The following is a 16,622-nucleotide window of genomic DNA, read 5'->3' as shown; positions in this document are numbered from 1 at the left end:
GTAACCAAAGGTTTTTACCTTCGCAAAATAGATTTTATTCAGAGGGAAATATATTTTCAGACTTAATTTTTGTAATCCGTAACCGTTTGTATTTGAAAGATGTTTCTTACTTTGGTGGCTTATTAAATGGTTAGAAGATGAAGAGTTTAAGAATAATCCGTTTTTTTCTGCTGGCTGGTATATGGTTATTTGCCGGTATTCCGGTGACAGCACAATTAAAAAACAACAGCGCGAAATCGTTTTCCTTTGTTAGAAAGGAGTTGAATTCCGGGTTGGTATTTTCTGTTACATCGGATAGGGAAGAACTTCGGACAAACAAATCTTTCAATTATGAAGAGTGGCTGACCGGGGCAGCAGGTTACCGGTGGGAAAACCGGAGTCAGATTTACTTGCCTTTCCGTCATGAAGAGTGGAATTATCTTTTTGAGGCAGGGCCTTTTTTCGGGAAAGGGGAATTAATTGACAGCTTTTCTTCCAAAGTGATTGATGCAGAAACCAAACTGGCCGGATTAAGAGGACTGGCCCGCGCAGCTTATTCAAGCCGGTTTTATTTTGATGATAAAAACTATACCATCGTGCATACAAATGTGTGGGCTCAATATGATTTGTTCCGGCAAAATGCTGAAGGAACTTTGATGGATTCAAACCGGGTAACCACACCTTACGATGTACGTTCCGAACATTCGGATTTCCGGGTTGGTATTCAGGCAAGAGCAGGTTGGGGAATAGGGCGGCTAAGTCCTGTTAACCATTTTGCTACAGCATCCTTATTGCTGGAAAAATATTATCCCGGACGGCTATTTTCAGAAGTGGAGGTAGTGGAAGTGGCACGGGAAATCGGCCGAATCAAACACTTGCGTGATGCCAGGTCAGGCCATTCTGCCGAGAAGGAGCTGGAAGCGTTGGGAGAATTCCTTCGGAAGAGATTTTTGCTGGAACCTCCCGCCAGCGCTTTACATGACTGGGAACTGACAGAATTTCGTCCCCGTTTTCATGGCACGCGGTTCGAGTTCGGCCCGTTTTTTAACTACTTAAATATAGAGCCCGATTTTGTTTACGGGGGGTATGCAAAGTTTGAGAATCAAAAATATTGCAGTTCGAAATGGAACCGGAACTTAAGTGCCGGAATAAGTTATAACGGCTATAAAAAGCAAGACTGGATATTACTTGAAACTATGCTGGGCTGGAACTGGTTTCCCAACCTGAAAACAGAATACGGTTTCGGGGTGAAATATATTCCGGGAATGGAAGTGGACGGGCTCGACGATTTAGGGAAAGTGCGGCATAATATTGTTCCTTACCTGGAATATTTTAAGCAGGTAAATTCTAAATGCCGGATAGAAACCGCGCTTGCCTGGCGCATTGCTCCCAACGATCAGTTTATGTTGCCGGGACCGGAGGTGTCTCTTTCTGTTTACAGGAGCCGGTATTAAATTCAGCTTTTCTTTATGACAAGCTTTTTGTAATTCTATTCGGTATAATGTATTTTAAATTACCCGGGTAATTTTCGCGATTTTTTTAACACCTCCTGGTTTTTCTTTGATATTTTTCAGAATATGAAATTTTGATTTATTCAGATTGACATTCATCGAATAGGACAGCATTCCAAATGTATCTTATTCATTGGCATTTCCGGCGTAAATTCGTTTTCCGTTCCGTCCCTTTCAGCATGAAATATACCGGATACTGCCTTTTATTCATTAAGGGCAATATCGGAATCTAACAGGAAAGCCGGGGGTCCCTGTATTTTCCATCGTTTCACAAAAGTGATATTTTCCCGGAGAAAATCCGGAACTCTTATTTTTTTTTTTTTTTTTTCTTACAGTGAAGTTATACGTTACTGACTTACACGCGCAGGAAGATTTTCTTTTTGAACATGTAATAAAGAAGAAGCCAGATGATGAGCAGTTTCCCAACCAGCAGGAGCAGGGCTCCGTTATCGCCCATTGGTTTTGCCAGCCATCCCAGGAAAAACTCCGAAATCCGGGTCACATCAACAATCCGCACAAAGAGGTAAACAAAAATGGAATTCATTCCGATTACACGGAAGTAAAATGCCCAACGGTGGTACCCCCAATGATCGATTATCAGGTAAAACAATGCCAGCAGCAGAAAACTGATTCCACCTGTCAGCAGGTTGAACGTGGAAGTCCAGCAGCTTTTTATAATGGGGTAAAATGGGGATAAAACAAGGGCGAGGATGATCCCTGAAACACCTGCTGCCGAAAGATACCCCAGTTTCTGCCAGTTACTGGATTTCCCGTGGCGAAGTATATTTCCTGCAACGGCCCCCATCAGGGTTATACCTGCTGCGGACAAGCTGCAAAGAATACCTTCCGGGTCAAATACCCCGCCGTGCAATCTTCCGGGTAAAAACAGCCTGTCGATATAACCATTAATACATCCTTCCGGGGTAAGCACTCCGGCGCCAACTCCGGGAACCGGTATCAGTAACTGAATGATGCCGATACCTGTTAAAATCCCACCAAGCCAAATCAACCTGCTCCGAAAAGAACGGAAATAAATGACAATCACTGCCGCAAAAAAGTAAGCCGTACCTATTTGTCCCAAAACACTGGCAATCCGACCATCATTGAACCCATTCCTGAAGGTGCCGTTATATAAAATACCAAGGGTAATAAGAACAATAAGGCGTTTAAATGTTTTTGCCAGAAGCTTTCTGCTGGGGACATTCTTTTCCAGTTTCGTTTGAACAGAAAATGGAATGGCCACGCCGGAAATAAACATAAAAAGCGGGAAGATTAAATCTTCGAAATGGAATCCTTCCCATTTTACATGTTGCATTTGTGTTTCGAGCCATTCTATACCTGTAAGTTGCGAAATAGCAACAGCGAGGGCCCCGCCACCTGTAATCCAAAACATATCAAATCCGCGAAGGGCGTCTAACGAATGCAAGCGTTTTTGGGGTTCGGTTCTTAGTGGTTTTGTCATTGTAGTCATTATTTAAATGCCGACGAAAATAATAAACTTTTTTGTTCCATTTTAAAATTTTAACCGGCAGTTTTGTTTTGTCATTTTCAGTCCTGAAAACTTTTTTCTGCCTTTTTGTCACCGGAAATGACAGTTTATTATTTCTGAACCTCTTTTTCCTGTGTCATATTTTCGGATTGAAACCTGATTCGCAGGGTGGCATAGTCATTGATAATTACGGTTCGGTTTTTAATGAAAGTGTGAAAATATATAGACAATAACGAAATACATTTAAAAATGGGAAAAATAATTGGAATCGACTTAGGGACTACCAACTCATGTGTGTCAGTAATGGAAGGTAATGAACCTGTTGTAATACCCAACAGCGAGGGGAAACGCACCACCCCTTCGATTGTAGCTTTTGTGGAAAACGGAGAGCGCAAAATCGGCGATCCGGCAAAACGTCAGGCGATTACCAACCCCACTAAAACGGTATTCTCTATCAAACGTTTCATGGGAGAAACATTTGACAGGTTATCAAAAGAAGTTGGACGTGTACCATATAAAGTAATAAAGGGAGATAATAATACGCCACGGGTACAGATCGACGATCGCAAATACTCACCTCAGGAGATTTCGGCGATGGTTCTTCAGAAAATGAAAAAAACCGCCGAAGATTATCTGGGACAGGAAGTAAGCGAGGCCGTGATTACCGTACCCGCTTATTTTAGTGACTCTCAACGTCAGGCAACCAAAGAAGCCGGTGAAATTGCCGGCCTGAAAGTGCGTCGTATCATTAACGAACCTACCGCCGCATCCCTGGCTTACGGTTTGGATAAACAAAACCAGGATATGAAAATTGCCGTGTTCGACCTTGGAGGCGGTACATTTGATATTTCCATCCTGGAATTGGGGGATGGTGTTTTTGAAGTAAAATCAACAGACGGTGATACACATCTTGGTGGCGACGACTTTGACCATGTGATTATTGATTGGTTGGCCGATGAATTTAAAAAGGACGAAGGGGTTGACCTGAAGCGCGACCCGATGGCTTTGCAACGGTTGAAAGAAGCAGCTGAAAAAGCAAAGATCGAGCTGTCAAGTTCTACTCAAACCGAAATCAACCTGCCGTATATTATGCCGGTTGACGGAATTCCAAAACACCTGGTGAAAACGCTGACCCGTTCGAAATTCGAACAACTGGCTGATTCACTGATTAACGCGACCATCGAACCGTGCCGGAAAGCATTGAAGAATGCAGGATTAACTGCCAGCGATATCGACGAGGTGATATTGGTAGGTGGTTCTACCCGAATCCCGGCGATTCAGGAAAAAGTGAAAGAGTTCTTTGGAAAGAACCCGTCGAAAGGGGTAAACCCGGACGAAGTAGTGGCAGTTGGTGCAGCTATTCAGGGGGGAGTGCTCACGGGTGAAGTAAAGGATGTGTTGCTGCTAGATGTTACTCCACTGTCTTTGGGGATTGAAACTATGGGCGGAGTAATGACTAAGTTGATTGAATCCAATACGACCATTCCAACAAAAAAATCGGAAACTTTTACAACGGCTGCTGATAATCAGCCTTCGGTTGAAATTCACGTACTACAGGGAGAAAGGCCAATGGCGTCGGGCAACAAAACCATCGGGCGTTTCCATCTTGACGGAATTCCGCCAGCCCCGCGTGGCGTGCCTCAAATCGAAGTGACTTTTGACATTGATGCCAATGGTATTTTGCATGTAAATGCCAAAGACAAGGCCACCGGAAAATCACAGTCTATCCGTATTGAAGCGTCTTCCGGTTTGTCAGATGATGAAATCAAAAAAATGAAGCAGGAAGCCGAGGCTAATGCTGAAGCCGATAAGGAGGCTAAAGAAAAGGTAGATAAACTCAATCAGGCGGATAGTTTGATTTTCCAGACTGAAAAGCAACTGAAAGAGTACGGCGATAAAATTCCTGCAGACAAGAAAAAGCCAATTGAAGATGCCCTGGCCAAGTTGAAAGAAGCGCATAAAAGCCAGGATTTGGCTGCCATCGATACAGCGATGAATGAGTTAAATACTGTATTCTCAGCTGCATCGCAGGAAATGTACAATGCAGCACAGGCTCAAGGAGGAGGAGAAGCAGGAGGGCCGCAAGCTGGTCAGCAGCAGGCGGGACAACAAGGAGGAGGAAACACTTCCGGTGGAAGTAACTCAAAAGATGACGGTGAAGTAACCGATGTTGATTTTGAGGAAGTGAAATAAATAGCTGTTAACAGCGACAACAATAAATGCAAAATCGCGGTAGAACATTGTTTTACCGCGATTTTTGTTTTAAAAGAATAAGTATATACTTTTTTACAAGGTATGTATGTTAAGATCCAGGGGGTTGTTCCCTTTTTTGATAACCTCATTTTTATGTTACATATTTTATGAGAGTGTGCTCCCAATCCGGTCTGGTAACTTTTTTGTATCCAATTTTAATGCATATTCTGATTTTATTTCTTTTAAATTGGCCTCTTCTAATATACACTGGTTCATTTCATTTTATGTTAGTTGTAGGATAATTAAGAACGTAAAAACATAAATTTAAGCCCATCAAGTTTTTATTCCAATAATAAAAACATATTTTTGTATGACATCTTAACAGTTAGAAAATATGGAAGATTTGTTTGGCAAAATTGGTACAAACCAAACTTTAAGCCAAAAAATAGAAAGACGGATAGAAGAAGTAATAAGACAAAAAAAGATTTTGCCTGGCGAAAGACTACCTTCAGAATTGGAGCTTTGTCAAAGTTTTGCGGTTAGTCGGACAGCACTCCGGGAGGCACTTAGAAGGCTGAGTGCAAGGGGGCTGATAGAAGTTAAGAAAGGGAGTGGGATATTTGTTTCTGAAATGAAAATTGAGAACGCCATAAAATCGTTAAGCCTGTTTTATGATTTAAAGTTTGATTCTAACCTTGTTCAGCAAATAATCGAAGTACGTAGGATTTTTGAGCCAGAAGTTGTAAAACTGGCAGCAATCAACAGGACCGATAAGGACCTCAAGATTCTTAAAGGGAATCTGAATGATTTAAGTGCCTGCGATACTGATAATACACAGCGTGAAGTGGATTTAATTAATCGTTTTCACCTGAATGTTGCAAAAGCCACCAACAATCCAATCGTGATAATTAGTATGGAGCCCGTTTATTCTCTGGTGCCTCGCCTCAGAAATTTAATTTTTGCCAATGTTGATGGAGAGAAGAAGTTTACAATGGGGTTACAAAATAAAATTTTTAATGCTATAAAGGACAAAAATTCTGAAGAGGCCCACAGGTATGCGGTGGAGCTACTCTCCAGAAATATTGAAATTTATGACAAATATCTGAAAGGAAGGCTTGTTAGTTAGGTTTTTTGTTGGTTAGTTGGGTACTAAAGGCTGGTTTGTGTTGAAATAAAGACAAACCAGTTTTTTTTTTTTTTTTTTTTTTTTTTTCTCTCTCTCTCTCTCTCTTATGTATTAGTATTTGTTTGTAAAGTATAGAGTTTAAAGTATTACACAATATGTATTACATGATGATGTATTTCTTGAATTGATGAAATTAATTAAGTATAATTTGTGCTAAATGTATTGATATAAAGATTAATAATATCGATATTATTGCTTGTTCTGTTTTATAAAAGATGTCATACATGTATTGCAGATTTAAAATTGATTTTTATTTTTGGGGTATAAAACTTACGAATAATTAATCAATACTATACTTAATATGAAAAGAAGAATATGCATTGTTTTGGTTTTGTCTTTGTTTGCGTTGTTGGGAAATGCAAGCGGATGGGTACGTATTAATCAGTTGGGGTATTTGCCCAGGTCTGTTAAAGTTGCAGTGTATCTCTCTAAAGATAGTAGTGTTGTTCAGAGATTTACGCTGGTTGACGCTGTTACCGGAGTTGAGGTGTTTGCAGGGGAGGTAAAATTATATGATGGTTCGGAATGGGGAATGAAGTCCTCAGGCCGGCTTGATTTTTCGACTGTTGAAGAAGAGGGTATGTACTATGTGGAGATTGGAGATGTGAAATCTCCGGTTTTTAGAATTGCGTCTGATGTTTACAAAGGAACTGCCGATTATATTCTGAAATACATGCGTCAGCAGCGTTGTGGCTACAATCCTTATTTAAACGATTCATGTCATTTGCACGATGGATTTATTGTTGATCATCCAACACGCAGCGGTGAGTTGATAAATGTGACTGGAGGATGGCACGATGCTTCTGATTATCTGCAGTACTTAGCTACTTCAGCTAATGCGGTTTATCAAATGTTATTCGCGTATCAGCAGAATCCTCAAGTGTTTGCGGATGAACATCTTGCAAATGGTGATAAGGGAACCAACGGAATACCAGATATTCTGGATGAAGCTCGTTGGGGGCTGGAGTGGATGTTGAAAATGAATCCGGACAGTGGTTTTATGTTTAATCAAATAGCTGATGATAGGGATCATAAAGGGGGGTATCGTCTGCCAAACAATGATAAGCAGGAGTATGGCAATGGGAAATATCGCCCGGTTTATTTTATTACAGGTAAAAAACAGGGATTGGCAAATTATAAGAATCGTACTACAGGTGTGTCTTCGTCGGCAGGGAAGTATGCTTCTTCGTTTGGATTGGGAAGTCGGATTTTTGCGAGTTTTGATTCCGGATTTGCACTGTTGTTAAGGAAGAAGTCGGTTGATGCATACGAATATGCACTAAGCGATATTGGTGTTACCCAAACTGCCTGTAACGTTTCTCCCTATTTTTATGAAGAGAGTAATTATGTGGACGATCTTGAGCTTGCTGCATGGGAGATGTTTCAGGTTACAGGGGAGGAAAAATATATGCAGGAAGCTGTATATTGGGGTGAGATTGAGCCAATAACCCCCTGGATGGAAAGGGGGACGGCACGGCATTATCAGTATTATCCATTTGTAAACCTTGGACATGCATACCTGGGTAAGCAGGAGCATGGAAAGAACCTGCTTTTTATGGAAAATACAAAAAATGGACTTCGGGTTATTTCTGAACGAGCAGTAAAAGATCCTTTTTTGAATGGGATTCCGTTTATATGGTGCTCAAACAATTTAGTTGTAGCTGCAATTACACATGCCAAACTTTATCGGGAAAATACTGGCGATGAAACATTTCTGGAAATGGAAAGTGCGTTACGCGATTGGTTGTTTGGTTGTAATCCCTGGGGAACTAGCATGATTTGTGGTTTACCTGAAGATGGCGATAATCCAGAATGGCCTCATTCTGCCATTCCGTATTTATTGAAAGAAACTACGTTTGGAGGACTGGTTGATGGGCCGGTGTATAGATATATTTTTGAAGGGTTACGTGGAGTACACCTGTCAAAAGCGGATGAGTACGAAGCGTTTAATCATGGAAAAGCTGTATATCATGATGATATGTCAGATTATAGTAGTAATGAGCCTACAATGGATGGAACGGCGAGTTTGAGTTTCTATTTGAGTGCCCTGGAGGCCGAAGGAATCGAGCAGACAAATCAAAAAAAGAGGTGATTTTTTTCTTAAAAAATTAGACTGTTAGAAATGTTGGTTTGGCGCCGGGTTGTGGGCCATCTGATATGTTTTTCCCCTTTTTCTCCTTGATTCTTACATTTAGTTTCTCCTCGTATTTTTATTTACATGTATGACATATGTCCTGTCGTTTTTAAGTGCCTTTACGCTGGTATTTCCAGTTAAATTTTTAAATGGCTTAGCCCGATTTAATTTATATTATTGATTATCAGTTTATTGTATTTTTTTTGAAAAATACTTGACTTCAAATAGGAAAAGTTTTATATTTGACTTGTATTACAACATACAAAAAACATGTATTACAAAATTACATCTTTTATTCACATTAAGTTACTAAAACTATATGAAAGCTGGTGTTTTTTTAGATTTTCGAAACGAAGTGGTTAATATTTCATTACGCATAGTGCTATTAAAAGAACAGTTCTCTTATGTGTATTAGGGGGATTGTAGTCTAGATCTAATCATTAATATAACTATTTAAATGAATCCTATGAAAAAGTCTTTAATGTTTATTGGTCTTCTTTTCCTTGTCATACAGGTTTGTTTTGGCCAAACCATGACTGTTAAAGGTCGGGTGACAGATCCAAATGGTGCATCTGTTCCGGGTGTTAGTATATTTTGGAAGTCAGATTCTTCTAAAGGTACAGTTTCAGATGCCGATGGAAAATTTGAAATCGAGGCTCAAGCCGATGTTATTTTGAAATTTCAATTTATCGGAATGAAATCGCAGGAAGTTCTGGTTGGCCAGCAAACTGAACTGAATGTAACGATGGAAGAGGATTTTATGAGTTTGGAGGAGATTGTGGCGGTGGGTTACGGTACGCAAAAAAAAGCAAACCTTACCGGTGCCGTTTCTTCTGTAGATATGAAATCGCTTGAATCAAGACCTGTAGCTGATGTTGGGCGCGGGTTACAGGGAACAACTCCCGGGTTGAGTATTCGGATTCCTGGAGGAGAAATAGGTTCTGACCCGATTATTAATATCAGGGGGCAATTTGCTTCGATGCAGGGGGGGAGTGCTCCACTGATTTTATTGGATAATATAGAGATTCCATCCCTCCTAATGGTTAATCCCGACGATATTGAATCAGTAACCGTTTTAAAAGATGCGGCATCTGCTTCTATATATGGTGCTAAAGCTGCTTTTGGGGTTGTTCTGCTTACTTCTAAAAAAGGAGCAAATGTAGAAGGAGTATATGTGTCTTATTCAGGAAACATTGCTTTTTCCAATATTTCAAAGAAAATGGAAATGGGCGAAATTGATGCATTGGAATATTCTCTGGCAGCTGCAGACAGGGTGGGATTAACTTTTACCGGTTCGTTTTGGAGAACAACCCATGAAGGTTTTGAAAAAGCAAAACAATGGCAACAAAATTGGGCCGGGGTGGTTAAACCTGAAGATCCAATGCTGTATGGAAGAGATTGGTATGTTGATGCCAATGGTCATAAAATTGGATTAAGGATGTACGACCCTTATGATTATATGATTAAAGAGTGGGCTCCAACTCAAACACATAGTCTTTCGGTGAACGGTCGTAACGGAAATACAAATTACTTTATGAGCCTGGGAGCTATAAATCAGGAAGGAATAAACGAGCCTGCAAAACATGATGATTTTAAACGTTATAATGCATCCTTACGACTTGAAACCCAAATTTCAGATAAAATAAAGGTTTTTGCGGGTGCTTTGTATTCTGCGCGTACAAAGAGGTATGCATTTACAACAGCTTCAACCGTTGTTGATCCATGGTTGTATCTCTATCGCTGGGCACCAAATTTCCCGTTAACAACAGAAGGTGGTGATGACCTGCGTAACACTGTTACCGAAATGAAACAGGCCAACACCGCAACAATGCAGAACAACTATGCAAGTTTAAATGGTGGATTTATCTATAATCCGGTTGAGGATTGGGAAATAAAGCTGGATTTTACCCATGCAAATCAGGAATATATTCACAACCGCCCCGGAACAAGGTTTTTCTCACGTGGTTCGTGGTGGGATGGTACCCTTTCGCTCTTGGATGAGAATGGAAATCAAATTTTTGTGAATGATGCAGGAGAGGAAGTGTCTGAATCTTCACCGGGAGCTATTCCTGCCAGAAGACTGAGTGTACCTTATTATTATACTTCACCTGGGGCAAATCCTGACAGGATATACAGAGAGGGAAATAATGTAAAATGGAATACTCTAAATGTTAGCACCTCGTATGATTTTGATTTGAATGCAGATCACGACGCCAGAATACTGCTTGGAATGAATCAGGTTGGTATTGAAAGTGGCGGCGTATGGGGCCAAAAAGCCCAACTGATAGATATTTCTAATCCTCAGTTTAATTTGGCTACCGGAACACAAACTTCAGGAGGTTTTGAAAGTTGGGAGTCGCAACTTGGTTTTTATGGACGTGTTAATTATAACTACAAAGAAAAATACCTGGTTGAGGGAAATTTAAGGTATGATGGATCATCTAAATTTCCAACAGAACTTCAATGGCGCTGGTTCCCATCTTTTTCTTTGGGATGGAGGCTTTCAAATGAGTCTTTCATGAATTGGTCAAGTCATTTTGTGGATATGTTTAAAGTTCGCGGTTCCTGGGGAACCATTGGAGATCAGACAGTCGCATCTTCTCTTTATATTCCCACCATGCAAGGTGGCACAAATGATTGGATAGTTGGTGGATCAAAGTTGTATCAGTTTTCAACTCCCCCGGCTGTCTCAGACGCCATTACCTGGCAGGATGTAACAACTTTGGATATAGGGTTTGATTTGCGAATGTTCGATAATTCCTTTGGAATAATCTTCGATTGGTATAGGCGCGATACAGAAAATATGCTGGTACCTCAGGAAGGTATCCCTGGAACCTATGGAACCAGTGCTCCTTTGGGTAATTTTGGTTCGTTGAGAACGAATGGTATTGAAATACAAGCCGATTATAATCACCGTTTTGAAAACGGAATGGGGATTTATGTAATAGCAACCTTCGCTGACGCGGTTACAAAAATAACCAAATATGGTAGTACACAAAGTATTGATAATTGGTATGTTGGGAAAGAATATGGCGAAATATGGGGGTATAAAACTGACCGGCTTTACCAAAAGGAAGATTTTGTATATGATTCAGGTGGCGAACTAATTACAGTGACATCTACTGATGGTTTTGACGTTTATCAGTTGGCTGATGCAAGTGCTCCAACTCAAGGCAAATTGCAAGGTGGAGGGTTTATGTTTGGCCCTGGTGACGTTAAATTTGTTGACTTAAATGGAGATGGTGTAATAGATCCGGGAAGCCGTTTATTGGAAAATGCAGAGGGTGAGCCAGATTATGGTGATTTAACAAAGATTGGGAATAGTACTCCCCGTTATGAGTATAGCTTGCGTTTTGGCATCGATTATATGGGCTTTGATGCCTCGGTATTTTTTCAAGGCGTAGGCAAACGCAAAATTTGGGGATCTTCTTTCCTGGCTATACCTGGCTTTAATACTTTTGATGGAGCCATGCCACAGGAATTTGCAGGCAACTTTTGGAAAGAAGACCGGACTGATGCTTTCTATCCGCGACCCTGGAACTTATGGGGAGGCACCGGAGGAAATATGCATCCCCAATCGCGCTACCTTTTGGATATGTCATACCTGAGAATCAAAAACATAACCGTTGGGTATACACTGCCTTTGAATATTTCCGAACGTGTATTTATGAAAAGTGCTCGGATATATGTTTCCCTGGAAAATTTCTTTACGTTCGACAATTTGGGAACACTGCCTATCGATCCGGAAGAAATATCGGGTTATTCAATGTGGAACACAAGTGGCTCATACAACTTGGGCCGTACCGGTGCCGGAGTGCCTACATTTAAATCAGCATCTTGTGGTATTCAGTTAAAATTCTAAAAATAAGCCAGATGAAAAAGAATATATTGTTACTATTAATCGGATTGTTTGCTTTTACTGCTTGCGAAAATTATCTAGACAGGCCTGCTAAAACAGTAATGAACGACCAGAATTATTGGACCAGCGAAAACAATGTTCGCATGTTTGCCAATGGTTTTTACGAGAACTATTTTCCGGGGTATAATACCAGTTATGGTACTGCATATGCCCCCCGGAGGGGATATATATTTTCTGATGATTTAACAACAACCGGAAAGCAATTCATTTTTGAATCACAAGCACCTGCATCAAGGATAGATACGCGTGAAGGTCTTTACTGGTTAAGCAACTATGGCGGGCCTACCTGGAATTTTGCATGGGTGCGTAAATCAAACCTTTTTATTGAAAGGATTGACGAAATGCAGACCGATGTGCTGGAAGAAGAGGCTTATAAGCACTGGAGCGCAGTTGCAAGGTTCTTCAGAGGATTTGAATACAGTCGCCTGGTAAGTGTATTTGGAGATGTGCCATACTACGCACAGCTTGTTCCCGATACCGACCTGGATGAGCTTTATAAAGACAGAACAGACCGTACAACCGTAATGGATGCTGTTTACGATGATTTTGTATATGTGCTTGGCAATATCAGAGAGTGGGATGGAAACCAGTATTTAAACAAATACGTTGCGGCCAGCTTTATTTCCAGATTTATGTTATTTGAAGGAACCTGGCAAAAATACCATCTGAATAATGATACCCAGGCTAAGAAATATCTGGAACTTGCTGTGGAAGCAGCCGATGTGGTTATGGCATCAGGCAATTTTAGTTTTTCTTCTGACTTCAGGTCTTTATTTGGTTCGCAGGATTTGGCGGGAAATCAGGAAGTGATTTTTTACCGTTCGTACGATGCATCCCAAAATGTTACCCATGCCATTGCCTCGTATTCAAATCTTCAGGAAGGGCAAACTCCGGCTCCTAACCTTAGCGTAGTTAAATCGTTTATTTGTGCAGATGGAAAGCCATATAAGTTGTCTTCTGAGCCTAATGCTGACATGCTTGATATTACAAACCTTATTGCAACACGCGACCCCCGGTTTGAAGCTACCTTTTGGAATGCACCAATGAAGGAATCTGCTACCATGTTATATGCGTGTAAATTTATTGATAGGGTTGGTGTAACCTACTATGGAGGAACATATCCGCCTGAATATGGCTCAAGCACAAATACCAACGATGCTCCTGTAATTCGTTTGGCTGAAGTTGTTTTAAATTGGATTGAAGCGAAAGCCGAATTGGCTGAAATGGGTGGAGCAGCTGTAACACAAAGTGATATTGACGAGTCAATAAATGCCATACGCAATAGGCCTTTAGATGAAGAAGCAATCAGTAAGGGAATTAAAAAAACAGCCCCCCTTCAGTTGTCGGATTTACCTGATGACCCGGACCGCGATTCAGATGTTTCTCCATTGCTTTGGGAAATTCGCAGAGAACGACGTATGGAGTTTATTTTTGAACATACCAGGCTTCTTGATATCAGACGGTGGAAGAAGATTGAGTACATGAATGGGCATACGAACCAGGATATTATGTTGGGTATTTGGGTTAATTTCCCCAATGAGTATCCTTTGTGGTTGGTAGAAGAGAAAATTGGACTGCTGAAGGTTCAAAAGGAGGACGGAACAGAGGTTACTTATAACGGGACTAACGATGCAGAAATGGTTGGGTATTACATCCCGGAAAATATTCAGCACCGCGATGATTTTACTGAAAGAGTATACCTTGCTCCGGTTGGAGAGACGCAAATAAATGAGTATAAAGATAAAGGCTATACGCTTACTCAAACAAGTGGATGGTAGTTCTGTTTAACGCAATTTCCTTGCTTCAAGGATCTAATTCCACATAGGTTATTAAAGAGGATGGCAAAAAGTCTTTTGCCATCCTTATAATCTTTTCGAAAATATTTTTATCAATTTCATAAAATGGCTTTTAGGGTAAAATGACGGGGAGGTATCACAAGGCAAAAGGAATGATTTTTATAGTTTGTCAAACATTAAAGTTTTGTAATTAGCTAACTTTAAGCGTGTAATTCAATCAAACTACGATGAAGCTTATTTCAAAAACGAAAAACAATACAAATCAGGTAGAAGTTGGTCTGGGGATTGACCTGGGAGGAACAAAAGTTTCAGGTGCACTATTTTCTGCTGATGGGATAATAGCAGGCAATGTCAGAAAAAACTATTTAGGAACCTGTTCCGGAGATCAGGTTGCAGACTTGATAGCAGAAATGATTACCCACTTTAGTCAGTGGGCAAAAAAGAAAAAAATAAAAATCAGGAATGTAGGTGTTTCTGTTCCCGGGATTTATGATTCAATGACAGGAAATGTTTGGGCGCCTAATATTCCTGGTTGGAAGAGTTATCCTCTAACCAGTTTCTTGTCCCGTCAGCCTGAAATCAAGGATATGAAAATAAGAATTGAAAGTGACCGGGCCTGTTATATTTTAGGAGGAGCCTGGAAGGGGGCTGCTCAGGGATGTAAAGATGCTATTTTTATGGCTGTTGGAACGGGCATAGGTGTTGGAATCATAGCCAATGGCAGAGTTCTGCGTGGCGCAAACGGCATAGCAGGAGCTATTGGTTGGATGGCTTTATCTGATCCTTATCTGGATGAATATAACGTTTACGGGTGTTTTGAGGCACATGCATCAGGAGCCGGATTAGCGTTCCAGGCCAGGAAAAAATTATCGGAGTCTGGCATTGTTTTAAAAGGAGCAGAAACTGTAACCGTTGATAAAATATCGGCTAAAGATCTTTTTAATGCTTATGAATTGAATGACCCAGTTGCTTTAGAGGTTATAAATGATGCTATTAGGTATTGGGGAAAAGCGACAGCTAATTTGGTTAGTTTGTTTAATCCTGAAAAAATAATATTTGGCGGAGGTGTTTTTGGTCCTGCTACCCAGTTAATTCCTCAAATTTATGCAGAGGCAAAAAAATGGGGACAACCTATTGGGATGAAGAAGGTAGAGTTTGTTCCATCAGAATTTGGGCACGATGCCGGATTGTTTGGGGCTGGTTTTTTATCTCTTAATCCGAATTATAATGGATAAAGGGTACAGTTATAATAAAGTGTTTGCGGCGGCCTGCCTGGGAATGTTACTTTTTGGCTGTGCATTAATAAGTGTAGGGTCGTTTATGCCTGCTATTATTCAAAAATTTCACTTCGATAGTTTGCAGGCAGGAACACTTGCATCGGTTTTGCCTGCTGGAATACTGTTCGGGTCGCTGGTATTTGGACCTTTTGTAGACAGATATAGTTACAAATATTTGCTTATTATCTGTTCCATTGTATTTATTCTTGGCATGGAAGGAATTGCTTTTGCTCAGAGTCTCTTCATTCTGCAGGTTTCGTTTTTTCTGATTGGTTTTGGTGGTGGAACTTTAAATGGAGCAACAAATGCAATGGTGGCTGACATTAGTGATGCCAGCAGTAAAAATAGCAGTGCAAATCTAAGTTTGCTGGGAGTGTTTTTTGGTATTGGAGCATTAGGTATACCTATACTTTTATCCGTTCTCACTTCTACTTATTCCTTTGAGCAGATTATTAAAATTGCCGGAGTTGTTGTGGTTTTTCCTTTGGTGTATTTTATTCTTGTAAAATATCCCTCAGTAAAAGAACCTCAGGCTGTTTCGTTAAAACAGGCGCTGAAAATGTTACGCGATAAAAAGTTGTTGGTTTTGGCAATATTCTTATTTTTTCAAAGTGCCATTGAAGGAATTGTAAACAATTGGACCACCACTTATTTGCTGAAATCGGGTGAGATTGACACAGAACTAACCTTAAAAGCCTTAAGCGTTTTTGTGGTCAGTTTAACAGTAGCCCGGATTTTTTTGGCGGCGGTACTTCGAAGAATTTCAGCATATAAAGTTCTTCTTTTTTCAATTATTCTGCTCTTAGCTGGAGTTCTTGTTTTCTCAATACAATCAACCTTTTCTGTATACCTGACAGGATTGGTACTTATCGGCTTTGGAGTGGCTGCCGGTTTTCCTGTTGTTTTAGCTTATGTAAGTCATCTCTATAGTAACCAGCGCGGTACAGCATTTAGCATTGCCATAGTGATTGGCCTACTGGGTAATATTGGCGTAAATTACCTTACCGGAATAGTTGCACATCATATTGGAATAAACCGTTTCCCAATAATACTGCTAATCTGCTCCATGCTACTTCTTATTATTACTATAACTCAGATAAAACAATTTCATAAAAAAGTAAGAATTTAAATTAATCAA

At 40.4% G+C, this 16,622-nt stretch carries 9 protein-coding genes; 8 read left to right on the top strand and 1 reads right to left on the bottom strand.

The features are described 5' to 3' along the window. Nucleotides 1-137: 137 nt before the first annotated feature. On the top strand, nucleotides 138-1,433 hold the full coding sequence (locus D1164_RS12970) for a hypothetical protein (RefSeq protein ID WP_119350408.1): 1,296 nt from the start codon (nucleotides 138-140) through the stop codon (nucleotides 1,431-1,433). A gap of 412 nt (nucleotides 1,434-1,845) precedes the next feature. On the opposite strand, the gene D1164_RS12965 is transcribed toward D1164_RS12970, so the two are convergent. Then, nucleotides 1,846-2,952 (bottom strand): acyltransferase family protein, encoded by a 1,107-nt coding sequence (locus tag D1164_RS12965; RefSeq protein ID WP_172594447.1) that lies wholly within the window; start codon nucleotides 2,950-2,952, stop codon nucleotides 1,846-1,848. A gap of 276 nt (nucleotides 2,953-3,228) precedes the next feature. On the opposite strand from D1164_RS12965, the gene dnaK reads away from it, so the two are divergent. The 7 genes from dnaK to D1164_RS12925 all read left to right on the top strand — a co-directional run bounded on the left by dnaK (nucleotide 3,229) and on the right by D1164_RS12925 (nucleotide 16,613). Continuing rightward, a complete protein-coding gene (gene dnaK, locus D1164_RS12955) occupies nucleotides 3,229-5,172 on the top strand; it encodes a molecular chaperone DnaK (protein WP_119350405.1) in 1,944 nt (647 codons plus the stop codon). Between the two features lie 394 nt (nucleotides 5,173-5,566). Then, nucleotides 5,567-6,298, top strand: coding sequence for a FadR/GntR family transcriptional regulator (locus tag D1164_RS12950; RefSeq protein WP_119350404.1), 732 nt, complete (start codon nucleotides 5,567-5,569; stop codon nucleotides 6,296-6,298). A 361-nt stretch (nucleotides 6,299-6,659) separates the two neighbouring features. Continuing rightward, nucleotides 6,660-8,450 carry a glycoside hydrolase family 9 protein gene (locus tag D1164_RS12945; protein ID WP_119350403.1) on the top strand — a complete coding sequence of 597 codons (1,791 nt, stop codon included), beginning with the start codon at nucleotides 6,660-6,662 and terminating at the stop codon, nucleotides 8,448-8,450. A 508-nt stretch (nucleotides 8,451-8,958) separates the two neighbouring features. Then, nucleotides 8,959-12,354 carry a SusC/RagA family TonB-linked outer membrane protein gene (locus D1164_RS12940; RefSeq protein WP_119350451.1) on the top strand — a complete coding sequence of 1,132 codons (3,396 nt, stop codon included), beginning with the start codon at nucleotides 8,959-8,961 and terminating at the stop codon, nucleotides 12,352-12,354. 11 nt (nucleotides 12,355-12,365) lie between these two features. After that, entirely contained in the window at nucleotides 12,366-14,189 is a 1,824-nt protein-coding gene (locus tag D1164_RS12935) for a RagB/SusD family nutrient uptake outer membrane protein (protein WP_119350452.1), read from the top strand. Nucleotides 14,190-14,434: 245 nt separating this feature from the next. Then, nucleotides 14,435-15,442, top strand: coding sequence for an ROK family protein (locus D1164_RS12930; protein ID WP_119350402.1), 1,008 nt, complete (start codon nucleotides 14,435-14,437; stop codon nucleotides 15,440-15,442). Next, nucleotides 15,435-16,613, top strand: a complete 1,179-nt coding sequence (locus D1164_RS12925; RefSeq protein WP_172594446.1) for an MFS transporter — start codon at nucleotides 15,435-15,437, stop codon at nucleotides 16,611-16,613. The genes D1164_RS12930 and D1164_RS12925 overlap by 8 nt, the downstream gene beginning before the upstream one ends. The last annotated feature ends 9 nt before the right edge of the window (nucleotides 16,614-16,622 follow it).

The sequence above is a fragment of the Mariniphaga sediminis genome (genome assembly GCF_003573545.1).
GTDB lineage: Bacteria > Bacteroidota > Bacteroidia > Bacteroidales > Prolixibacteraceae > Mariniphaga > Mariniphaga sediminis.
Note: the sequence above shows the minus strand (reverse complement) of the source record. Positions and strands in the feature narration are given on the sequence as shown.

Excerpts from the sequence above, each read along its gene's own strand:
- D1164_RS12925 (WP_172594446.1), top strand. The coding sequence starts at position 15,435 with ATGGATAAAGGGTACAGTTATAATAAAGTGTTTGCGGCGGCCTGCCTG.
- D1164_RS12935 (WP_119350452.1), top strand. The coding sequence starts at position 12,366 with ATGAAAAAGAATATATTGTTACTATTAATCGGATTGTTTGCTTTTACT.
- D1164_RS12945 (WP_119350403.1), top strand. The coding sequence starts at position 6,660 with ATGAAAAGAAGAATATGCATTGTTTTGGTTTTGTCTTTGTTTGCGTTG.
- D1164_RS12965 (WP_172594447.1), bottom strand. The coding sequence starts at position 2,952 with ATGACAAAACCACTAAGAACCGAACCCCAAAAACGCTTGCATTCGTTA.
- dnaK (WP_119350405.1), top strand. The coding sequence starts at position 3,229 with ATGGGAAAAATAATTGGAATCGACTTAGGGACTACCAACTCATGTGTG.
- D1164_RS12950 (WP_119350404.1), top strand. The coding sequence starts at position 5,567 with ATGGAAGATTTGTTTGGCAAAATTGGTACAAACCAAACTTTAAGCCAA.
- D1164_RS12940 (WP_119350451.1), top strand. The coding sequence starts at position 8,959 with ATGAAAAAGTCTTTAATGTTTATTGGTCTTCTTTTCCTTGTCATACAG.
- D1164_RS12930 (WP_119350402.1), top strand. The coding sequence starts at position 14,435 with ATGAAGCTTATTTCAAAAACGAAAAACAATACAAATCAGGTAGAAGTT.
- D1164_RS12970 (WP_119350408.1), top strand. The coding sequence starts at position 138 with ATGAAGAGTTTAAGAATAATCCGTTTTTTTCTGCTGGCTGGTATATGG.